Origin of the sequence: Acinetobacter sp. NBRC 110496 (genome assembly GCF_000876115.1) — a bacterium.
In the GTDB taxonomy this organism is placed as follows: Bacteria; Pseudomonadota; Gammaproteobacteria; order Pseudomonadales; family Moraxellaceae; genus Acinetobacter.
Genome location: NZ_BBTF01000001.1, coordinates 22,477 through 43,590 on the forward strand (window position 1 = coordinate 22,477; position 21,114 = coordinate 43,590).

At 41.2% G+C, this 21,114-nt stretch carries 19 protein-coding genes, 1 pseudogene and 1 riboswitch; of the genes and pseudogenes, 11 read left to right on the forward strand and 9 right to left on the reverse strand.

Annotated features, from left to right (window positions below; genetic code table 11):
- Nucleotides 1-230: 230 nt before the first annotated feature.
- From Aba26S_RS00120 to Aba26S_RS00155, 8 genes are all read left to right on the forward strand, one after another.
- Nucleotides 231-1,469, forward strand: coding sequence for an alpha/beta fold hydrolase (locus Aba26S_RS00120; protein ID WP_043969671.1), 1,239 nt, complete (start codon nucleotides 231-233; stop codon nucleotides 1,467-1,469).
- 246 nt (nucleotides 1,470-1,715) lie between these two features.
- Nucleotides 1,716-2,969 carry a serine hydroxymethyltransferase gene (gene glyA / locus Aba26S_RS00125; protein ID WP_005241997.1) on the forward strand — a complete coding sequence of 418 codons (1,254 nt, stop codon included), beginning with the start codon at nucleotides 1,716-1,718 and terminating at the stop codon, nucleotides 2,967-2,969.
- A 39-nt stretch (nucleotides 2,970-3,008) separates the two neighbouring features.
- On the forward strand, nucleotides 3,009-3,191 hold the full coding sequence (locus tag Aba26S_RS00130; RefSeq protein WP_043969672.1) for a hypothetical protein: 183 nt from the start codon (nucleotides 3,009-3,011) through the stop codon (nucleotides 3,189-3,191).
- Nucleotides 3,177-3,278, forward strand: a riboswitch (guanidine-I (ykkC/yxkD leader). Its footprint overlaps the gene before it by 15 nt.
- Nucleotides 3,279-3,324: 46 nt before the next feature.
- Nucleotides 3,325-4,062 carry an urea amidolyase associated protein UAAP1 gene (locus tag Aba26S_RS00135; protein WP_043969673.1) on the forward strand — a complete coding sequence of 246 codons (738 nt, stop codon included), beginning with the start codon at nucleotides 3,325-3,327 and terminating at the stop codon, nucleotides 4,060-4,062.
- Between the two features lie 16 nt (nucleotides 4,063-4,078).
- Entirely contained in the window at nucleotides 4,079-4,723 is a 645-nt protein-coding gene (locus tag Aba26S_RS00140; RefSeq protein WP_043969674.1) for an urea amidolyase associated protein UAAP2, read from the forward strand.
- 9 nt (nucleotides 4,724-4,732) lie between these two features.
- Nucleotides 4,733-8,338, forward strand: coding sequence for an urea carboxylase (gene uca, locus Aba26S_RS00145; RefSeq protein WP_043969675.1), 3,606 nt, complete (start codon nucleotides 4,733-4,735; stop codon nucleotides 8,336-8,338).
- Between the two features lie 301 nt (nucleotides 8,339-8,639).
- Entirely contained in the window at nucleotides 8,640-9,077 is a 438-nt protein-coding gene (locus tag Aba26S_RS00150) for a CopG family ribbon-helix-helix protein (protein WP_043969677.1), read from the forward strand.
- Between the two features lie 83 nt (nucleotides 9,078-9,160).
- Nucleotides 9,161-10,192, forward strand: coding sequence for an ABC transporter substrate-binding protein (locus tag Aba26S_RS00155; protein WP_005241990.1), 1,032 nt, complete (start codon nucleotides 9,161-9,163; stop codon nucleotides 10,190-10,192).
- A gap of 119 nt (nucleotides 10,193-10,311) precedes the next feature.
- Here Aba26S_RS00155 and Aba26S_RS00160 read toward each other — a convergent pair whose 3' ends face one another.
- The 6 genes and pseudogenes from Aba26S_RS00160 to Aba26S_RS00185 form a co-directional block, all read right to left on the reverse strand.
- On the reverse strand, nucleotides 10,312-11,187 hold the full coding sequence (locus Aba26S_RS00160; protein ID WP_005241989.1) for a hypothetical protein: 876 nt from the start codon (nucleotides 11,185-11,187) through the stop codon (nucleotides 10,312-10,314).
- Nucleotides 11,184-12,200, reverse strand: coding sequence for an isopenicillin N synthase family oxygenase (locus Aba26S_RS00165; RefSeq protein ID WP_005241988.1), 1,017 nt, complete (start codon nucleotides 12,198-12,200; stop codon nucleotides 11,184-11,186). The genes Aba26S_RS00160 and Aba26S_RS00165 overlap by 4 nt, the downstream gene beginning before the upstream one ends.
- Before the next feature lie 53 nt (nucleotides 12,201-12,253).
- Nucleotides 12,254-13,132: an ABC transporter ATP-binding protein gene (locus Aba26S_RS00170; RefSeq protein ID WP_043969678.1), complete on the reverse strand. Its 879-nt coding sequence runs from the start codon at nucleotides 13,130-13,132 to the stop codon at nucleotides 12,254-12,256.
- Between the two features lie 2 nt (nucleotides 13,133-13,134).
- Nucleotides 13,135-14,070, reverse strand: coding sequence for an ABC transporter permease (locus Aba26S_RS00175; protein WP_005241986.1), 936 nt, complete (start codon nucleotides 14,068-14,070; stop codon nucleotides 13,135-13,137).
- Nucleotides 14,071-14,240: 170 nt separating this feature from the next.
- On the reverse strand, nucleotides 14,241-14,495 hold the full coding sequence (locus tag Aba26S_RS00180) for a YfhL family 4Fe-4S dicluster ferredoxin (RefSeq protein ID WP_043969679.1): 255 nt from the start codon (nucleotides 14,493-14,495) through the stop codon (nucleotides 14,241-14,243).
- 1 nt (nucleotide 14,496) lies between these two features.
- Nucleotides 14,497-14,937, reverse strand: a pseudogene (locus Aba26S_RS00185) (U32 family peptidase C-terminal domain-containing protein); the annotation flags it as partial.
- Between the two features lie 711 nt (nucleotides 14,938-15,648).
- On the opposite strand from Aba26S_RS00185, the gene Aba26S_RS00190 reads away from it, so the two are divergent.
- Nucleotides 15,649-16,956 (forward strand): MFS transporter, encoded by a 1,308-nt coding sequence (locus Aba26S_RS00190; RefSeq protein ID WP_043969681.1) that lies wholly within the window; start codon nucleotides 15,649-15,651, stop codon nucleotides 16,954-16,956.
- A gap of 250 nt (nucleotides 16,957-17,206) precedes the next feature.
- Here the strand turns inward: Aba26S_RS00190 and Aba26S_RS00195 are convergent, their stop codons facing one another.
- A complete protein-coding gene (locus Aba26S_RS00195) occupies nucleotides 17,207-17,635 on the reverse strand; it encodes a hypothetical protein (protein ID WP_005241982.1) in 429 nt (142 codons plus the stop codon).
- 237 nt (nucleotides 17,636-17,872) lie between these two features.
- Nucleotides 17,873-18,340 (reverse strand): inner membrane protein YiaA, encoded by a 468-nt coding sequence (gene yiaA / locus Aba26S_RS00200; protein WP_005241981.1) that lies wholly within the window; start codon nucleotides 18,338-18,340, stop codon nucleotides 17,873-17,875.
- 238 nt (nucleotides 18,341-18,578) lie between these two features.
- On the opposite strand from yiaA, the gene prfA reads away from it, so the two are divergent.
- Together prfA and prmC are read left to right on the forward strand one after the other, a co-directional pair.
- The gene (prfA, locus tag Aba26S_RS00205) at nucleotides 18,579-19,667 is read left to right on the forward strand and encodes a peptide chain release factor 1 (protein WP_005212840.1); all 1,089 of its coding nucleotides are present in this window, start codon (nucleotides 18,579-18,581) and stop codon (nucleotides 19,665-19,667) included.
- On the forward strand, nucleotides 19,667-20,485 hold the full coding sequence (gene prmC / locus Aba26S_RS00210) for a peptide chain release factor N(5)-glutamine methyltransferase (protein WP_005241980.1): 819 nt from the start codon (nucleotides 19,667-19,669) through the stop codon (nucleotides 20,483-20,485). Before prfA ends, prmC begins: the two co-directional genes overlap by 1 nt.
- Here prmC and Aba26S_RS00215 read toward each other — a convergent pair.
- The gene (locus tag Aba26S_RS00215) at nucleotides 20,482-21,114 is read right to left on the reverse strand and encodes an FMN-binding negative transcriptional regulator (RefSeq protein ID WP_043969682.1); all 633 of its coding nucleotides are present in this window, start codon (nucleotides 21,112-21,114) and stop codon (nucleotides 20,482-20,484) included. The two genes, prmC and Aba26S_RS00215, sit on opposite strands and share 4 nt — an antisense overlap.

Sequence of the window (21,114 nt, forward strand, 5' to 3'; positions counted from 1 at the left end):
AGGCCGCCTAGCTTGAATTGAGTGCTGAGATATCTTACAAGAAATTTACGGCAAGCAGTATTGAATGAGAGAGAGGGGCTTTAAATTTTTAAGAAAGTGGATAAATAAGCAACAAAATAAAAAAGTACTTGAACAATTTGATATTAAGCGCATTCTTATGTAACTAATTGCCTTAGTAAAATAATTACTAAGCTTTAGAATGAAAATGATAATAATCAGGGAAACATGACATGAATATGAAATTATTAACGGTTGCACTTCTTAGCTCAAGCTTGTTGCTTACAGCTTGTAATGACGATAATGACAATATTTCGTTTGTACCTAAGCCAGATATTCCAGAAAATAATATTAAAAACCCTGTGGTGGGTATTCCTGTTGCCTATACCAAGACCGACTTTAGTGCCGTGGCCGCTGAAAGTTCAGTCATGACTTATAAGATGTTGGGGCAGGATGGAAAAGAGACCATGGCAACCAGTTTATTGTTTGTACCTGGTGGGCCAACACCTGCAGGCGGCTGGAAAATTGTTGCTTGGGCACATGGCACCACAGGTGTTGCAGATCAATGCGCGCCAAGTCGCAATGCAACTAATCCAGCCATTCAAAGTATGATTAGCCAATTTCTGGCAGCAGGTTACGTGGTGGTTGCACCCGATTATGAAGGTTTAGGAGAGCCAAGCGGGCGAGAACTTCATCCATTCCTAAATGTAAAAAGTGAAGCCTATTCGATTACCGATGCAGTGGTTGCTGCACGATATTATTTAGCTGGACAAGGTAAACTGCTTTCACGTCAATGGATGACAGTTGGTCATTCTCAAGGCGGACAAGCAGCTTTGGGTGCAGCGCAATATCAAAGTCGGGCTAAGCTGGATTATAAAGGGACAGTTGCTATTGCGCCTGCCTCTAACCTAGGGGGAATTTTGGTGAATGGTAATGCCTCAGTTGCAAATGCACCAATTGCACAACAGATAGGGATGTATGCACAGCTAGATACTTTTACTGCCTTGATCACGGCGGGATTAAGAAATCTTAATCCAAGTTTTAGTTATTCTAATGTTTTTATGACGCCAACGGATACCATAGCAAGTCAAGCTGAATCAGATTGTTATGATGCACTTGAGAATAAATTTATTGATAAAATGACAGATTATGCGAGTAAAAACAATAACAGTTTAGCGAATTATCCTCGGACACAAGCAAATTTTATGACGGTTCCATTGGTAAAAACGTTCTTGGATACTGATTCGCAGCCAGCTCAGGTGAAATTGGATCAACCAGTGGTGATTTATCAAGGTGCGAAAGATACAACGGTCCCTAAAGCTGCAACGGATGTGTTGGTATCAACTGCACAAAATAAAGGGTCAAAAATCCAGTACATTACCAATACTGAATGGGATCATGGCACGGCGTATGTCCTGAATATTGGCAATGTTGTGAATGATGTGAAAGCAGCAATGCCGGCGAATAATTAAGAGACGAGAGCAGCGGCCCAATTTTCTGTTTGAGAAGATTGGGCTTTTTTCAATTTTAGCTTCTAAGATGTAAAAATGTATAAAAAATAGCTTGTTGATTTTTATCTATTAAAACCATGAGTAAGAATGAATAAAATTCACGAATAATTAAATAAATATCAATCTGTGAAACTCTAAACTTCGTGCTACAATATGCACCAATCTTTAGCACGGCTTAAAAGCCCTAATTCATAGGACCCTCCGCTAATGTTTGCCAATATCTCTATTGCTGAATTTGATCCAGAATTAGCTCAAGCGATTGCTTCTGAAGGCGTACGCCAAGAAGCACATATCGAGTTAATCGCATCTGAAAACTATTGCTCACCAGCTGTCATGGAAGCTCAAGGATCAAAACTTACCAACAAATATGCAGAAGGCTATCCTGGCAAACGCTACTATGGCGGTTGTGAATATGTGGACGTGATTGAACAACTTGCAATTGATCGTGCAAAAGAGTTGTTCGGTGCAGACTATGCAAACGTTCAACCACATGCGGGTTCACAAGCAAACTCTGCGGTTTACCTAGCGCTTCTTAACCCAGGTGATACCGTTCTTGGTATGAGCTTGGCTCACGGTGGTCACTTGACTCACGGTGCTAAAGTAAGTTTCTCTGGTAAAACCTATAATGCTGTTCAGTATGGTTTAAATACTGAAACTGGCGAAATTGATTATGAAGAAGTAGAGCGTTTAGCGTTGGAACACAAGCCACGTATGATTGTTGCTGGTTTCTCTGCTTATAGCCAAATCGTTGATTGGCAGCGTTTCCGTGACATCGCAGACAAAGTAGGTGCATACCTTTTTGTTGATATGGCGCATGTTGCTGGTTTAGTTGCTGCGGGTGTTTATCCGAACCCAGTGCAAATTGCAGACGTAACAACGACAACAACGCATAAAACACTTCGTGGTCCACGTTCTGGTCTAATCCTTGCTAAAGCAAATGAAGAAATCGAGAAGAAACTTCAATCAGCTGTATTCCCAGGCAACCAAGGCGGTCCTTTGATGCATGCGATTGCTGCTAAAGCAATCTGTTTCAAAGAAGCCATGTCTGATGAGTTTAAAACTTACCAGCAACAAGTTGTGAAAAATGCACAAGCAATGGCTGAAGTATTAATTTCACGTGGTTATGATGTTGTTTCTGGTGGTACAGAAAACCATTTATTCTTATTGTCTTTGATTAAACAAGACGTAACGGGTAAAGAGGTTGATGCTTGGTTAGGCTCAGCACACATCACTGTAAACAAAAATGCGGTTCCAAATGACCCACGTTCTCCGTTCGTAACTTCTGGTATCCGTATTGGTACGCCAGCAGTGACAACTCGTGGTTTCGGTGAAGCTGAAGTACGTGAACTTGCAGGTTGGATCGCTGACGTGATCGACAGCAAAGGTGACGAGAAAGTGATTGCTGACGTAAAAGCTAAAGTAGAAGCTGTTTGTGCAAAATTCCCAGTCTATGCAAACTAATTTGTATAGCTAAAAAAAGCGCCATAAGGCGCTTTTTTTATGGATAAAGAAAACCTGAAAATATCAATCATTCTAATCTCACAGCCTCACATTGGTGCTTTGTTTTTAAAAGTGCACTCTGAACAAGCTAAAAATGATCCTTTTGGTATTACGAATATTGAAAATCGTATTACTAATCTGGCATGTCTTTTGCTTCATAACAACCTAGATAAAGTTGTCTAGGGTTCCGATGTCTCTGTATGGAGGCATGACTGGTCCGAGAGATAACGGTTCGATAGAACTACACGGAGGGATAAAAGCCCGGGAGGACAGGCATATTGCCATAACGAGGTTAAGCATCCGCAAGAGGTTTGTTATGAATCAATCGTTCTATCACGACAATAAAATACTGTGGCAAGAAACACTACCGGGTGGGCATCACTGGTCTGGTCGCATTCAACGTGGTGGTGTTTTACAGTTTGAAGCATTGGGGCGTCAGGCCAATGTATCTTTGTTCTGTGTCAATGCAGATGACAAGTTCGAGCGCTTTAATATGCCGGATAGTCTAAAAGCCCAACACACGGCTTTTCTCTCGACAGGGCATGTTCTGTATTCTGATCTGGGCCGTGTGATGGCCTCCATTATTCAAGATGAGCATGGCTGGAATGATGTATTTTGTGGTCCAAGTACCGCACAGCACATTGCACAACAGTTTGGCCAGAAAAACTTTCAGGATGCGCGTAATGATATGCATCGAAATGGTTTGGATAGTTTATTGGTGGAACTGACCAAGTTTGGTCTAGGCCAAGCGGATTTGAGCGCGACGGTGAATTTATTTTCAAAAGTCCAGCCCGATGATCAGGGGCGATTAAGCTATGTCACAGTGGATAATCAACAGCAAAAGATCGAACTGCGCTTTGAAATGGATTGTCTCGTCTTTCTTTCTGCGGCACCACATCCACTCGATTCATCCACACAATACCAACCTTCTGATATCCAACTCCGCCTATTCAAAGCCAATGCCTTAACTGAACAGGATGTTTGTCGGGATTCATGTGCGCAAAATCAGCGTGGTTTTGCCAATAACACACGCTATTACGCATTGTCCAATTAAGGTGGGGAGTGAGAAAATGACAGCATCAGCAAAAATTGAACAGATTGTTTTAGACCAGATTTGCCTTGCAGGTGAAGCATGGATGGGTGAGGTGAAACAAGGTCAGTATTTCCGCATTATTGATCTGGAAGGCAACCAAGCCGTTGATACCTTATTTATCAGTGCCAACAACGCCGAAGAACGTTATAGCGCAACCGATACCTTGGCGCAAAATCAACAGCTTTATTTGGAAAAAGGCACGACCTTATTTAGTAATTTTGCCCGCCCAATTGCTCGCATTGTCGATGACAATTGTGGCAGACATGACACCTTAGGCGGGGCATGTTCATGTGAAAGTAATACGGTCCGTTATGCACATGATAAATATCCGATGCACAGTTGCCGTAATAATTTTATGTACGCCTTGGCACAGCATCCGATCGCCAAAAAGTATCAGCTCAATGTCCGTCATATTGGGCCCAATATTAACTTTTTTATGAATGTGCCCGTGACTGCAGACGGCCATTTAAAGTTTGAAGATGGTGTTTCGGCAGCGGGTAAATATGTCGAGATCAAGGCCGAAATGGATCTGATCGTGCTGATTTCAAACTGTCCACAATTGAATAATCCGTGCAATGCCTACAATCCGACCAAAATCCAGCTTGTTATACGTGACGCGTGAGGTGGCATAATGTTTAAAAAAGTACTCATTGCCAATCGTGGTGCGATTGCCTGTCGTGTCATTCGTAGCTTAAAAAAACTTGGGATTCAATCGGTTGTGGTCTATTCCGAAGCAGATCGGGACTCCTTGCATGTCAGTTTAGCGGATGAAGCGATTTTTATCGGTGATTCACCTGCACAGCAAAGTTATTTAAATATTGAAAAAATTTTGGCTGCAGCACAGCACACTGGGGCTGAAGCGATTCATCCGGGTTATGGTTTTTTATCAGAAAATGCCGAATTTTGTGATCTGTGCGAGCAACAGGGGATTGCCTTTATTGGCCCAAGCTCACAGCAAATGCGTGATTTTGGTCTAAAACATACCGCACGAGCATTGGCGATTCAGAATCATGTGCCCTTGCTACCAGGCAGTCAGTTACTCCATGACTTGGATGATGCACTGTTTCAGGCCGATCAGATTGGCTATCCCGTGATGCTGAAAAGTACCGCAGGCGGTGGCGGTATTGGCATGCGTCTGGTCTGGAATGAACAGGAATTAAAAGAAGCCTATCAAACCGTTTCCTATCTGGCGCAAGCCAATTTTAAAGATGCAGGACTGTATCTGGAAAAGTTTGTCGAAAATGCCCGTCATATTGAGGTGCAGATTTTTGGAGATGGTCAAGGCCATGTCATTGCACTGGGTGAGCGTGATTGTTCGGTACAACGCCGTAATCAAAAAGTGATTGAGGAAACGCCTGCGCCGCACTTGAATGATGCGCAACGCACGTATATTCAACAGGTTGCCATTCAATTGATGCAGTCGGTGCAGTATCGTTCCGCGGGTACGGTTGAATTTGTGATGGATACCGACACCCAACAGTTTTACTTTCTGGAAGTGAATACACGCTTGCAAGTGGAACATGGGGTGACGGAACAGGTGTATGACGTTGATCTGGTGGAATGGATGGTGAGCTTGGCCAGTGGGGATTGGCAAGCACCGCAACAGATTGCACCGCCCAAAGGTCATTCGATTCAAGTGCGTTTATATGCTGAAGATCCGATTAAGAACTTTCAACCCAGCGCGGGCTTATTGACCAGCGTTAAATTTGACACCCAGTCAAGGGTGGAAACTTGGGTCGAAACTGGCTCAAATGTTTCCTCATTCTATGACCCGATGATTGCAAAAATTATTGTGACGGCAACGGATCGAGAGCAGGCCATCGTTGCTATGCAAAATAGCCTAAGTAATACGGAGATTGCAGGGATTGAAACCAATCTCGAGTACCTACAGGAAATTATTGCGGGTGAGGTATTTGGGCAAGGCTCACAGACCACGCGTTTCTTGAATCAGTTTCAATGGAAAACCCAGAAAATAGAGGTGTTACAGGCAGGGATTCAAACTGCAGTGCAGGATGTAACAGGTCGCTTAGGGTATTGGGATGTGGGTGTTCCGCCTTCAGGTGCGATGGATGCATTGAGCTTGAATGTTGCCAATCAATTGTTGGGCAATACGTTCAACAGTTCGGGGCTAGAATGTACTTTACTTGGACCGACCTTAAAATTTCATTGTGATAGTCAGATTGCCATCACCGGTGGTGAGATGGAGGCCAGTTTGGATGGTCAGCCAGTCGCGATGTGGTCAACTATTAATGTGCGTAAAGGTCAGGTGTTAAAATGCGGTCGTATCAGTACGGGTTGCCGTAGTTATATTGGGATTAAACATGGATTTAATCTGCCTGCTTATTTGGGCAGTTTGGCCACGTTTACTCTGGGGCAATTTGGTGGTCATGCAGGGCGTAACTTACTGATCGGTGATATGTTGCCCATCACTGAGGCGAAAGTTGAGCAAACAGTTGCATTAAAACCTGAGCAAATCCCAAGTTTTAAAACCGAATGGGAAATCGCGGTCATGTATGGTCCGCATGGCGCACCTGATTTCTTTACGCCGAATGATGTTGCCATGTTTTTTGATCAAGACTGGGAGATTCACTTTAACTCGAGTCGTACCGGTATTCGCTTGATTGGCCCGAAACCTGAATGGGCACGGATTGATGGCGGCGAAGCAGGCTTACATCCATCGAATATCCATGATAATGCTTATGCGATTGGTGCCATTGATTTCACTGGGGATATGCCGATTATTTTAGGGCCTGATGGTCCGAGTTTAGGCGGCTTCGTTTGTCCTGCGGTGGTGATCAACTCAGAGTTATGGAAATTAGGTCAACTCAAAGCAGGTGATAAAGTCAGATTTATCCCTGTCAGTTATGCACAGGCGCAACAGTTAGAACAGCGTTATCAATCGGCCTTACAGAATGAAACGGCATCACAGATTAATTTTGAACCGATGTGCAAAGCAGAGCCTGTCACTTTAAAAAATGCCGTGTTGGCGACTTTGGATCAGGGTGCCGATAAACCCAAAGTGAGCTATCGCCCCGCAGGCAACCAATATTTGTTGGTTGAATATGGTGAACTGGTCTTAGATCTGAATTTACGTTTCCGTATTCATGCCTTAATGCAATGGGTGCAGCAACAAAATATTCAGGGCATCATTGATCTGACTCCGGGCATTCGTTCATTGCAGATTCATTATGATTCAATGGCTTTGGAGCAACTGGATTTACTGCGCTTGTTACAAGTGGCTGAAAGTGAATTACCTGATATTGAACATATGCAGGTACCGTCTAGAACTGTGTATCTGCCCTTAGCTTGGGAAGACTCACAAACCCAACTTGCCACCGAAAAATATACGCAATTGGTTCGTCCAGATGCACCGTGGTGTCCAGATAATATCGAGTTCATTCGCCGTATTAATGGTCTTGCATCGAAGCAAGCAGTAAAAGACGTGGTCTATGACACGGCTTATTTAGTGATGGGTTTAGGTGATGTCTATCTGGGTGCACCTGTTGCGACACCGCTAGACCCGAGACATCGCCTAGTCACCACCAAATATAATCCTGCTCGAACATGGACACCTGAAAACGCCGTCGGAATTGGTGGGGCTTATATGTGTGTTTATGGCATGGAAGGGCCGGGTGGCTATCAGTTTGTAGGACGTACCACACAGGTGTGGAGCCGTTATCGTCAAAATCCGAATTTTGAACCGCACAAGCCGTGGTTGCTCAGATTCTTTGACCAAATCCGTTTCTATGAAGTGTCCGAATCTGAGCTGTTGGAAATGCGGGAAGACTTTAAAGCAGGACGTTTGCAACTGCGGATCGAAGAAGGGGTGCTGAATCTCAAAGACTACAATGCTTTTCTAAAAGACAATGAAAGCAGTATTCAGGCTTTTAAACAGGTTCAACAAAGCAATTTTGAAGAGGAACGCCGTCGCTGGCATGAAGCGGGTTTGGCGGAATATGTTTCTGAAAGTCTAGATGCGGTACTGGATGATTCAGAGATCACAGTTCCAAACGGTGGCATGATCGTGGAGTCACATATGCCGGGTTCGGTCTGGAAAATTGAATGTACCGTGGGGGATATTATCGAAGAAGGTGAAACCTTGGCGGTAATTGAAGCAATGAAAATTGAAATTCCAATCCTTGCGCCTGCAAAAATGAAAGTCGACAGTATCTTGATTGATAAAGCACAAACGGTAAAAACAGGACAGGCATTATTCACGCTTGCGCCTGCTGGATAACGATTAAATTCATGATGCAGAAAAGGCCCTATGATGAAACATTGGGCTTTTTTTATGTGCATTTATTCAGCAATTCACACGGTTTTTTCTACTTTATTTGGCCAAAAAACTGGCATAGATACTGCATTAAATATTACGAATTATAAATTTGGTATTACTAAGACTGAGGTGGTTATGAAAACGCAATCAATCCTAATTCAGTATTTCAAAGTTGCAGCACACTGTTTTGCCAATTTACTGAGCGTCCGAGCAGGTCTGTATGTAAAGCAAACCCAGCTGCCTAAACAGTAGTCTGATCGTTATGAATGCGCGTCCTAGACTGACTCGAATCAGTATTACCGTCCCTGAAAAGACGGTTGAAGCCTTAGATCAAACCATTGTCGAAGAGCATTATGAGAGTCGCTCTCAGGCAATTGTCGACATGATCAACAAGCATTTAATTGCTGAACAGGCACAGCAAAATGCAGTCATGGTGGGAACACTGACTTTGCTCTATGACGCCAGTTGTATGCCGTTGCGGATGCAACTGTTGGATTTACAGCAAAAATTCTTAGAACAGGTGATCAGCTCCTTACATATTCAACTGGATCAACAAAAAATATTGGAAGTCATGCTGTTACAGGGGGGCAGTAATGACCTTAAACAGATTAGTCAGCAATTTACTGCCTTAAAAGGGGTGATAAAAGGGCATCTGGAACTCATGGATGCCGTGATGCCACCCTTACAGCAAAATGAATAGGAAGCGTCGGCATTGGTATTGTCGCTGAACACGTGATTGAGACGTGCTCTGGGCAAAATTTTCAAAAAAGATATGGGGTGATTATGAAGCAAGCAATAGCAACGTTATCTGTTTCAGTGCTGTTCGGGCTGGTACTTAGCGCGTGTGATAATTCGGCTAAAGTACCAACGGCGGAGAAAGCGACCGAGGCCAAAGATGTAACGACAACCACGCCTATTACGATTGGCTATAGTGATTGGCCAGGTTGGGTTGCTTGGCAAGTGGCGATTGAAAAGGGCTGGCTCAAAGACGCAGGCTTAAATGTTGATTTTAAATGGTTCGATTATTCAGCTTCAATTTCTGCATTTGCGGCTAATCAACTGGATGCGGTGTTTATTACCAATGGCGATAATTTAGTCAATGCCTCGGGCGGGAGCAAGGGCATGATCATTATGGTGACAGACTATTCTGCGGGTAATGATGTCATTATTGCCAAGAATGGTATCAACAGTATTCAGGATTTAAAAGGCAAATCCATTGCTACAGAAAAAGGATTGGTCGATCACCTGTTGTTATCGACGGCTTTAAAGGATGCCAAGATTCCTTTTTCAGATATTAAACTGGTCAATTCAGTAACCAATGAACTTCCTCAAGTGTTTGGCAGTCAGGATGTTGCTGCGATTGCAGTTTGGCAACCTGTGGCCAATCAAGCGTTAAAAGCTGTTGCAGGTTCCAAGATTATTTATAGCTCCAAAGACAAGCCGGGTTTGATCTACGATACCCTTGCGGTGAATCCAAGTCATTTATCTGCGCATCAAGAGGACTGGAAAAAGCTAATCCAAGTGTGGGATAAAACGGTGAAGTATATCCAAGACCCTGCCACACATGCCGATGCGGTAAAGATCATGGCCAATCGTGTCGGCGTTGATTCTCAACAGTATGAGCAATTTATTGAGGGGACATATTTACTGGATATCGCAGCGAATAAGAAAGTGTTCCAGAAGGGAACTGGTTTTGATTCGATTTATGGTTCGACCTATCACGTCAATCAATTCAATCTCAGTAATGGCATTTATAAAACGGCAGTGGATGTGGATGGCTTGATTTATCCAGCTTTGATGGATGAGTTGAAATAGCTAATCTATAAAAAATCGCTCTCATAGAGCGATTTTTTATTTCCAGATTTTAAAATCTGAAGGACAATCTTTTTAAATAATTGATAGTCCTTTCTAGAATCAATCACATACAAACAGGATTAGTAAGTTCGTGTGGCATTTTTTAATAAATGCTTTTGTTCAGCAGCCAGCCATTGCTGTGTATCCGTGGTGGTTGCGGTTGTGGTACTAAATACAAAATCAGGTTGATAGATATCCAGATGAAAATAAAGTCGATACAGTTCACCTTCAATCTGTTTCAGTTGGGTCAGGGTATTGGCATCTTCTATTTCAAAATCATCGAGTGAAATCGATTGCTGCAAACGACTACTGATTGTACTAAAATCAATAGAAGAACCATTTAAAGCAACTGAGACTTCATAGCTTTCGATCACTTCAGGATCATTTTCAGGATGATCAATTGAACCATTTTTCAGTTGATTTTGTTGTTGGGGAAGGCGTGATTGTGCATAAGCCATGTGCTGACCGCTGATCATCAAGCCGCCATCTATAGCTATCATCTGTTGTGTTGCGATATGTTGCATCTGAAAGAGGCGTAAACCGAGCAGTAAGCCCTGTTGAGCCTGTTGCCGCCAATCTTCTACATAGGCATGGGAAGGTGAAAACTCTAAAATACTGTTGCCTATTGGGTAAAGCTTAGCAGGTTCAGGCCATTGAATATGATTCTGATAGTTTTGATGAACCTGCCAAGAGAGTAATTCGCGATCTGAATCCCATAGAGTATCGCCAATCCATCCTTGTCGATCATGTACTGTGGTTTGATTGGCATCGATCAGTCGTAGGTCAATGCTGAAAGATTTGGACTGAAACCAATACACAATGGTTTTTTCATCGGTCATACCATTAAAGAAGCTGATACTTTTGCGTCTAAAACATCCCAGTAAATAGCGGGGTAAGGGCAAGTGATCATCAATTGGGGTTGGCTCCAGTTGCGCGAGTAAGTTGATTAGATTCATTCACTTGCTCCTTGTTCATTTAAACCAAAGGAGTACAGTGGACGGGCATTTACAAGTACCAGTTCACCCGACTCAATCCGTTGCTTGAGGTACATAAAGGTTTGAGCCGTCTGATTGAATAGATGCTCACCGCCTTTGATTGGTGGATATAACGGCGCTTCATTGGGAATCAGTGGCTGAATCAGATAGTCATAATCACAGGAGAAGAACAGCGGAAAAGAATAACGTTCTTGCTGTACGCGTTTCACACGATGCTTGGTTGCCAGATAACGACCATTGGACAAGATCTCCATCATATCGCCAATATTCATTACCATGGTGTTTTCAATTAAGGGAATATCGATCCATTCACCCTGTTTATTCAGAACCTGTAAACCTTCCGCCGTTGGAAATAACAGGGTAAAACATTCATAGTCGGTATGTGCACCAATGCCCGATTGATCGTGTGCCTCAGGATTATAAGGATAATGAATCAGTCTCAATTGGCTCGGTGCATGCTTTAAATGTGGTTCAAAAAAATCTTCATTCAGCTCAAGTGCCAAAGCAAAAGCTTTAAATAGCTGATTGCCGATGGCTTTGATATGTTGATAATAATTTAGGACGCTTTGCTTAAAGATTGCATCCTCTGGCCATAGCGTTGGGCCGAGTAAAGGACGACGATGCAGCTCACCGAGATAGTCATAATTGATGTCATAGGATTCTTTTAAATCATAGATATTGGCTTTGAATTGTTCTTCACCGATTGGTACATAACCACTATGATTTTCGGAAAGACCAATATAATGCTGCATTTTAGTGGCTTGGTCTTGGCTAAAATAGTGCAGTGCGGTTTGTTTTAACTGATCGAACAGTTCGGGCTGAAATTGTTCCCCTTGAATGTATAAGAAGCCAACCTCCTTACAGGCTTGATCAAGTTGCTTCACCACCTGTTTGCGATCTTCTAAACTCGCACTGTTGAGGAGTGAAATATCAATTAAGGGCAACACATAATCATGGTTCATGAGATTCACCATTGGCTGGTCGTCCAGCAATAAATGAAGCAGATTGGGTCGTCCCAAACGCTATTTTATTTCTGTGTACTCATTTGAGTCATACGTGGAATTTTAGGTAAATCCTGTAGTGCAGGGTCGAGTTGTTCCTCTTGGTGATGTACCAACAGATCAACCCGTTCCCGTAGTTGTTTAAATTCAGGCGAATGCACCAGCTCAATTGTCCGTGGACGCGGTAAATTCACCTCAATAATCTCTTTGATCTCGCCCGGATTGGCTTTTAAGGCCACAATACGATCTGCCAGTAAAATAGCTTCATCCATGTCATGCGTGACAAATAAAATGGTGATATCAATGTTTTGCCATAAGTCCATCAAATGCTTTTGCATTTTTTGTCGGGTGTAGGGATCGAGTGCACCAAAAGGTTCATCCATGAGTAAAATTTTGGGTTCATTGACTAAAGCTCGGGCAATAGCGACACGCTGTTTCATCCCACCAGAAAGTTCATGTGGGAACTGATTTTCATATTTTTCTAAGCCAATAATATTAATCCACTCACGTGCCATTTCTTCGGCACGGGTTTGACTGATGCCTTTCATCAAAGGGCCAAACATCACATTTTCTTTGACGGTTTTCCATGGAAATAAGGTATAGCCTTGAAACACCATGCCACGTTCTGAACTTGGGCCTTTAATCTTTTGCCCCTCAACCAGAACCTCACCACTGTGGTAGTCATCTAGACCTGCAACCACACGACTTAAGGTTGATTTTCCACAGCCGGAAGGGCCAATCACACAGACAAACTCGCGTTTATGAATACTTAAATCAATTTGGTTCAGTACCGTGCGTTCAGATGTGCCATGCTGAAAAATCTGCGTCAGTTGCTTGGTTTCCAACATCACGGGACGTGTATAAATATGCTCAAAATAGGCTTTGGCATCAAAATTATCCGTCATATTTATACTCCCTTTTTCCATTTAAATAGGTATGTGCCCAGTTTCATTAAAATCAAATCACACAACAGTCCAATCACCCCAATAATCAGGATGGCGGCATAAACATTGTCAAAGTTTTGATAGCGTGCTTGTTGAGTAATGAACCAGGTAATTCCTGAGGTGGCACCAATCAGTTCCGACACAATCAGATAGGTCCATGCCCAACCGAGCAACACCCGTTGATCTCGATAAATGTCAGGCAGTGCAGCAGGAATCACCACATGAAACAGGCTTTTAAGCTTATTCGTGCCTAGGGTATAACCTGCTTCAACCAAACCGCGATCAACCATGCGAGTGGTATTGGCAATGATCAGAATTTGTTGAAATAAAGTACCAATCACAATAATGGCAATTTTCGGGGCATCATTAATGCCTAAAATCGCCACTGCCAATGCCCCAAAGGCAGGTGCTGGCAGGTAGCGAAAGAACTCGACAAAGGGTTCAGTCAGCTTAGAGATGGTATTGGAAAAACCACACAGGATGCCCAACGGCACACCGATTAATGAAGAGATAAAAAACGCCGTAAATACAATCTTGATACTGTGCCACAGGCTTTGATGTAACCACGGCGCATCAGCCTGTTGCGGGGGCGTGGTAAATGAAGTGAAAAGCGCTTTCGCCACTTGATGAGGGGCAGGCAAATAAATTGGATTGACCAGAATACCTGTAGGCGGTGTTTTACCTTGATTGACTGCATCTTGAGCCTCAGCATAATAAGCTTGCTTATCTATTCGGGTGCCTGCCTGTAGATAAGTGGCTGAGCCTGCATTGGTAATTTGAACTTGTGGATGCCAGATAAAAGGTAAGTAACTGACACAGCTCCAGATCAGGATGGGAATCAGAAAAGATCCCAAACTTAAGTAAAGCTTCTTCCTTTTCGACAGTACTGAATGATGCATAGGCGCACACCCGTAGTAATACTAATTGAATAAAACGTAATACTCATTAGCAAGTTTGATGCCAGTACTGAGCTTAAAGGGTCAAATCATGATGAGCTGTTTTGCGTTGAGGGTGGGATAGGCACTTTTCCATACTTTTCACGGGTTTGTGCCTATCTGTGATGAAGTCTTTAATGTTTGAATAGATTCAGATTATTGAATTTAATCAGCAATTGATCAGGAGCTTCCACCCATGTTGGATCAGGCTGAATACAATCGATGGGACAGACAGCAAGGCAGGTGGGTGCTGTGTAGAAACCGATGCATTCAGTGCAACGTTGTGGGTCGATTTCATAGACTTTTGCACCTTCATTAATCGCTTGATTGGGGCATTCAGGCAAACACATATCGCAATTGATACATGCACTGGTAATGATGAGTGCCATCTTAATCTGCCGAATAGGCCAAAGCCGCAGATTGTAACCCAGTTGTGGCGTGAGGCAGATTGCGAATCAACAGTGCATATTCAATATCGATGTCTGGGGAAAATGGAATTTCCACGATATGGCCTGAACCCTTGGCATTTTTAATGGCATTGCCTTTAAGATCACGCATCTGTCCCAAGTGAAAGTGGAGATTGCCTTTGGGTGTCATTAACTCAAGTGAATCACCAACCACAAAGCGGTTCTTTACCTCAATGCGGATATGGTCACCATTGCGTCCAATCACTTCACCGCAAAATTGTTGATAGTCAAAATGCGATGAACCATCGGCATAATTTTGATAATCGCTATGCACATGGCGGCGCAAGAAGCCTTCGGTATAACCACGATTGGCCAAACCTTCTAGTTGGGTCATGAGACTGGGGTCAAAGCTTTTCCCTGAAAGTATATTAAGGTTTTTAATCTAACGCGTCATTTAATCACTAAAAGAGTGCAGTGAATGAATCAAAACGATACGTGTAAGGATGGGGGATTATTATGTCTATTGTACTTATTGTTAAGTATGTTTTTTCAGAATAAATGATTTTTTAATGTTTAGTTTTTAATTTTAAAACGATTATTGATTTTTAATCTAAATTTTTATGGTCTTTTATTTGAATTTAAATGGTATTAAATGTTAAATTTTGAATAATTTGTTTTTATTATTATTTTTTTAATTAAAATACATGGATTGGTTTTGCATTATAATGGTGCGATTAATTTTATTTAATTAGGTGTTAGTGTTTTTTTTTTGATATTGTTTTGATTTTTAATGGTTTATTTGGTTGTGTTTTTTGTTTTTTACGATGATAAATTTTAATTTTTTATTTTTAATAAATATTTTGTTACAAATACGATTGCTTTATTTAATGATTAAGCCTTGAAGTGAGCGAGATTTAATTTTATTTTTTGTTTTGCGAATATTTTATTCGTTAATAAAAAACTGGGAGTAAAATTATCATTAACAAGTGCGGAAGTAGAAATAGTTTTAAAGTTAATGCCTGCTGAGAATTTAACGCAAGTAGTATGTTCTTATGAGGATGAGTTGTAAAATATGCTCTAAATACCCCGCTTAAAGTGTATTGGTTAATAATTAGTTATATATTTATAGGTTGACATGATTTTTTTGCAAGGACTGAGTAAAAATTTTTATTTATTTCAATTTAATATTCTTTTTACATCCACAAGTCTTAGAAGTGTACGAGTTATAATTGCTTGGTGGATAATGAGTGCAACAAATGATGTCAAGATTTTTGCTGCTATGATTGCTTTAGGTGGTTTTTTTGATCTTTTTTCAAGAGTGATATTTGGATTTTTTGGGGATATATTTAATAAGAAAAAAATTCTTTTATTTTGTAATTTTATTAGCATGCTTGTTATATTGGTTTTAACTTTTTTTTATTTTGTGAAACTATACAATATTCTGATTATTGCTTTCTCTTTAGTTATTCTTGGAGTTTGTGCTGGTATTAGAGAACCACTTCACTCAAGTATGTTGTCATCGCTAGTACCTAAAGAAGAATTAGATATTGCTTTAAGATTTAAAACGGTGATTTCTTCATTTGTAATGTTTTCTGGTCCAATTTTGGCTACAGCTATTCTATCAGTATTTAATATTCTTTATGGGTTAATAATAATTTTTTCTATTTTGCTTTTTTCTTTTTTGTTAATTTTGAATGTTAGTTATTTTGAGAGTAGTGAAAAATTGATAAAGGAGAATTTTTTCTATGAATGGTATGTAAATACTAAAGATAGTTTGTATTTTGTTTTTCAGATTAAGTCTGAGTTTTATATATGTATATTGATACTTTTAACTAATTTTGTTTTTTCATCAATGTTTACTATAGTTATGCCATCTTTGGTTTATAATAAATACAATAAGGATGTATGGTTGCTGGTTTTTGCTGAAGGGGCTTTTGCTACTGGCTTGTTTTTAGGGGGATCAAAAATTATTGCATATTTAAATGAAAAGTGGAATCGATATACAGTAATACGTCTAGGGTTTTATGGTATGGGGTTCTCATTGTTTTTAATGGGGCTTGGAATATTTTTTCTTGGAAAATATGTTTATTTGCTTGCTTTGATACTTTCATTTATATTTTTATTGTGTGGTATATCCTTTAGCATTATTGCGACAAATACAATGGCTGTTAGGCTTAAAGCTACACCAAGGAAATTTCAGAATAGGATTGTTAGTGCTGTCGCATTCATGTCAGGTTTAATGGTTCCTTTTGGTAACGTTGTATGTGGTTTTTTGATTGATCATATTGGTTTGCCTTTGACGATTGCTGGATTTGGTGTTTTTATTCTAATAATTACATTTTATTTTATCAAATCTAAAAGTATTAAAGAAATATATTCGTTAGAGGATGTGGAACTTACTGAAATTTATAAGAAAAAATATGGTTCTATATTCAGTAGGTGAGATAGGCGGGTGTTGTCGATGAGAAAATATAGAATTTTCTTTAGTAATAATCGTCTAAGGTTATTTAATAAAAACACATGATGTTCAACTTTATTTATGATGGCTTATTCGGCGTATAAATTAAAATTTCTTATATTGAGATATGACATAACAATAACAACTTAAAGATGCAGTATGATATCTGCTCCGGATTTTGTTATTTGATGTGGCTTTTAGGAGAATAAAAAAGCACCCGAAGGTGCTTTTTAAATTAGTGATGACGATGCTTTCTTTTTTTCTTGTATTTTTTAGATTGCTGATTGTCATAATAACGGTCTTGACCGACTTTACGGCCTAGAGCAGAACCACCCGCTGCGCCAGCTGCAGCACCGATATAACCACCCGTGCTACCACCGATGTTTTTACCAACAGTATAACCACCGACACCACCTAGACCACCGCCAATAGCAGCTTCAGTACGGGTACGTTTGCTACTTGCTGCCGCTGCACCACCAGCGCCACCCAAAGCAGAGCCAATCATTGCACCGTTATTACCACCGATTTCTTTACCTACTGCAGTACCAACCACACTACCAAGTGCAGATGTTGCAGCAACACGGGTTGCATTATCAGCATGAGCAGCAGTAACCAATGATGAGCTTGCAAAAATAGCAGCACATAACCAAGTATTTAATTTCATTTTTGACTCCGTGTCCGCAATTCATCGGACCTCTTTTTCATGGCTGCAAATGTAACAAAATTTGAGTATGAAAGTATGGAGAAGCTTTTCTGAATTATTACTCTTTGGTGTCTAGATTGTAGTGTTTTGTTTCTTAAAATAGCGCAAAATGCGAGTTAAGTTCGATTAAACAACAAGATAGTCAATAACTGCACAAAAACAATGAAACCTTATTTTAAGGTTCCATTTATTTTTTGATTAATTTAATGGTTCATCTTTTATTGTTTGTTCTTCGAGTTTGGGCTGACGTGGATTGAGTTCGGCTTGCAGGCGTAGATAGTTTAAGTCACGAATATTCTTTTGGGTTGCCACTACACCAAACAGACTTAATAGAAATGACATGATGTAAAAGCCTTTTTCGCTCATACTGAGTTCGGCATTCCATAAGCTTATTAAAAGTAGTCCGATGCATAGGGCCATTGAAGCCCAACATAAGCCATAGTAAATCGCCGTGACGGGAATCTCTTCCAGTTGATCACGCACTGTTTTCTGTAACGATGCGGCGGAAAACAGTCCATAGAGTAAGATGACGAGGTAATAACCTTTTTCATGCAAGGGCATATTGGTATTCCATAGACCGATCATAAAGCCAACGCCACCTGCAAGTAAGGCTACCCAGCTTGCAGCGATAAAGGCTGAAGTGGGGCGGTTTATAAAATTATTCATAAATTATCCTATTGTTTTATCTTTCTATTTGTCCTTCATTATTTATATATAAGGGTTGATCAGAGAACAAGCAATGAAAACTAAAACTGAACAATTTGTGATGAAATGGGTGAGGAATGGTAAGTTCGCCAGTTTCTCTATGTCTTTTAAGCGGTGGAGTCTGTAAACTATGCGCAATTTTTTGATTTTGCTCGTGCTTCATTGGCACTGAGTCTTTAGATTTTGAGATATTCCGCCCATGAAAGCATCACTCCGTTTAAGACTCGATCAACTTTGTGATCGTCACGAAGAGCTGACTGCATTACTTGCAGATGTAGAAGTAATTTCGGACAATAAACGTTTTCGTAAACTGTCTCGCGAACACAATGATTTAACTGAAATCACTGAAGTTTGGAGCAAATATCGTCAAGCTGAAGAAGATATCGAAACTGCTGAAACGATGAAATCAGATCCTGATTTCAAAGATATGGCAGAAGAAGAAATTAAAGAAAATAAAGCACTTTTGGTTGCACTTGAAGAGCAGTTAAACGTGTTGATGATTCCGAAAGATCCAAATGATGCCAATGCAGCCTATCTTGAAGTGCGTGCTGGAACGGGCGGTGATGAGGCGGCGATCTTCTCAGGCGATTTATTCCGTATGTATAGCAAATACGCTGAAACACAAGGTTGGCGTATTGAAGTGCTTTCTGAAAATGAAGGCGAGCATGGTGGTTATAAAGAAATCATTTGCCGTATTGATGGTGAAGGTGTCTATGGCCGTTTGAAATTTGAAAGTGGCGCCCATCGTGTACAACGTGTACCTGCAACTGAATCCCAAGGTCGTGTACATACTTCGGCTTGTACGGTTGCGATTCTGCCTGAAGTCGATGTAGATACTACAGTCGAAATCAATCCAGCCGATTTACGTATTGATACCTATCGTGCATCCGGCGCAGGCGGTCAGCACATTAACAAAACTGATTCAGCGGTGCGTATTACCCATATTCCTTCGGGTGTGGTAGTGGAATGTCAGGAAGAACGTTCGCAACATAAGAATAAAGCCAAAGCGATGGCGTTGTTGGTCTCGCGTTTAGAAAATGCCAAACGTGCAGCCGCTGATGCAGCAACTTCAGAAATGCGCCGTGACTTGGTCGGTTCTGGTGATCGTTCTGAGCGTATTCGTACCTACAACTATCCACAAGGTCGTATGACTGACCATCGTATCAACCTGACTTTATATAAGTTAGATGCGATTATGGAAGGTGATTTAACAGAATTACTGGACAGCTTGCATCGTGAATATCAGGCGGATCAGTTGGCAATGCTTGCACAGGAAAATGGCGGCTAATGAATATTGCTCAAGCCTTAGAAATCAAAGGTGAAATTGATAGCTATGAACGTCAGGAGGCGGCATGGTTACTCGAACATCTTTTGGGTGTAAATAGTTTAGAACTCAAATTAAGACTTGAGCAAGAGTTGACCGAAATGCAGGAGCAGGCTTATCTGGATGGGCTGGCTCGTATCGAACAAGGTGAACCTTTGGCCTATGTCACAGGTTCACAACCCTTTTGGACGCTCGATTTAAAAGTCACTCATGACACTTTGGTGCCGCGTCCAGATACTGAAATTCTGGTTGAAACAGTATTAAAACTGCCACTTGATGCAAAGGCCAATATTGTCGATTTAGGTACGGGCACAGGTGCGATTGCTTTGGCGCTTGCAAGTGAACGTGCTCAATGGCAAGTGACTGCAACAGATATTTATGCCCCGACTTTAGATGTGGCTCAGGACAATGCTGTTCGACACGGGCTGATGCAGGTGAAATTTGCCTGTGGGGCTTGGTTTGATGCTTTAGAACAGCAACGGTTTGATCTGATTGTGTCGAATCCGCCGTATATTGATCCTGAAGATGTGCATATGCAAAAGCTCCAGTCCGAACCTGAGCGTGCCTTGACGGCTGATAAGCAAGGCATGGCGGATATTGAGATCATTATCACCCAAGGCAAGAATTGGCTTAAACCGAATGGCTGGATTGTGCTTGAACATGGCTATGACCAAGGCCAAGCAGTACGAGATATTTTTGAGCAACAAGGTTTTGAGCAGATCAAGACCATTCAGGACTATGGCGGCAATGATCGTGTAAGTCTAGGACGAAAGCCCGTTTAATCTTCAATATATTGCTGTACTGCATCGGCTAATCGGTTGTCACCTTGTTGTTGCAGTCCATTTACAACCCCTAAGGCATCTTCTTTATCTCGATTTTGGCTCAGCTTAAACTTGCTTGTAATGTGCGAAATCTGAATTTCAATGCCAACAATCCCTTGAAGTTCCCGAGCAATATACTCACTTGGTGCATCCGACATTTTCCATGGCGTTGCTTGTTTGGCTTCATGAACCCGTGTCAGTTTAGCCAAAATGCCACGTAGGGCTTTTTCATCATGTAAGAAATAAATGCGACCTTTGACATGAACCACTTGATAGTTCCATGTTGGTACATGTTGATGGTGTTGCTGCTTGCTCGGATACCAGTTTGGTGAAATATAAGCTTGCTCACCCTGAAAAATAATAAGAACTTCAGTGTCGTTTTTAATTTGCGTATGCAACGGATTATTCTTGGCAATATGTGCAACCAGTGTCGCTGTCTGGCTTTGCTCATCACGCAATAAATGAAAGGGCAAATGATTGGCTTCTATGCCTTCAGCACTATGGCTCATTAAAGTCGCAAAAGGATAGTCCTGAATCAATTGATAGAGTTTCTCAAGATCTGTTTCTTCAAATATTTCTGGTAAATACAT

Excerpts from the sequence above, each read along its gene's own strand:
- Aba26S_RS00120 (WP_043969671.1), top strand. The coding sequence starts at position 231 with ATGAATATGAAATTATTAACGGTTGCACTTCTTAGCTCAAGCTTGTTG.
- glyA (WP_005241997.1), top strand. The coding sequence starts at position 1,716 with ATGTTTGCCAATATCTCTATTGCTGAATTTGATCCAGAATTAGCTCAA.
- Aba26S_RS00130 (WP_043969672.1), top strand. The coding sequence starts at position 3,009 with ATGGATAAAGAAAACCTGAAAATATCAATCATTCTAATCTCACAGCCT.
- Aba26S_RS00135 (WP_043969673.1), top strand. The coding sequence starts at position 3,325 with ATGAATCAATCGTTCTATCACGACAATAAAATACTGTGGCAAGAAACA.
- Aba26S_RS00140 (WP_043969674.1), top strand. The coding sequence starts at position 4,079 with ATGACAGCATCAGCAAAAATTGAACAGATTGTTTTAGACCAGATTTGC.
- uca (WP_043969675.1), top strand. The coding sequence starts at position 4,733 with ATGTTTAAAAAAGTACTCATTGCCAATCGTGGTGCGATTGCCTGTCGT.
- Aba26S_RS00150 (WP_043969677.1), top strand. The coding sequence starts at position 8,640 with ATGAATGCGCGTCCTAGACTGACTCGAATCAGTATTACCGTCCCTGAA.
- Aba26S_RS00155 (WP_005241990.1), top strand. The coding sequence starts at position 9,161 with ATGAAGCAAGCAATAGCAACGTTATCTGTTTCAGTGCTGTTCGGGCTG.
- Aba26S_RS00160 (WP_005241989.1), bottom strand. The coding sequence starts at position 11,187 with ATGAATCTAATCAACTTACTCGCGCAACTGGAGCCAACCCCAATTGAT.
- Aba26S_RS00165 (WP_005241988.1), bottom strand. The coding sequence starts at position 12,200 with ATGGTGAATCTCATGAACCATGATTATGTGTTGCCCTTAATTGATATT.
- Aba26S_RS00170 (WP_043969678.1), bottom strand. The coding sequence starts at position 13,132 with ATGACGGATAATTTTGATGCCAAAGCCTATTTTGAGCATATTTATACA.
- Aba26S_RS00175 (WP_005241986.1), bottom strand. The coding sequence starts at position 14,070 with ATGCATCATTCAGTACTGTCGAAAAGGAAGAAGCTTTACTTAAGTTTG.
- Aba26S_RS00180 (WP_043969679.1), bottom strand. The coding sequence starts at position 14,495 with ATGGCACTCATCATTACCAGTGCATGTATCAATTGCGATATGTGTTTG.
- Aba26S_RS00190 (WP_043969681.1), top strand. The coding sequence starts at position 15,649 with ATGATTTTTTTGCAAGGACTGAGTAAAAATTTTTATTTATTTCAATTT.
- Aba26S_RS00195 (WP_005241982.1), bottom strand. The coding sequence starts at position 17,635 with ATGAAATTAAATACTTGGTTATGTGCTGCTATTTTTGCAAGCTCATCA.
- yiaA (WP_005241981.1), bottom strand. The coding sequence starts at position 18,340 with ATGAATAATTTTATAAACCGCCCCACTTCAGCCTTTATCGCTGCAAGC.
- prfA (WP_005212840.1), top strand. The coding sequence starts at position 18,579 with ATGAAAGCATCACTCCGTTTAAGACTCGATCAACTTTGTGATCGTCAC.
- prmC (WP_005241980.1), top strand. The coding sequence starts at position 19,667 with ATGAATATTGCTCAAGCCTTAGAAATCAAAGGTGAAATTGATAGCTAT.
- Aba26S_RS00215 (WP_043969682.1), bottom strand. The coding sequence starts at position 21,114 with ATGTATTTACCAGAAATATTTGAAGAAACAGATCTTGAGAAACTCTAT.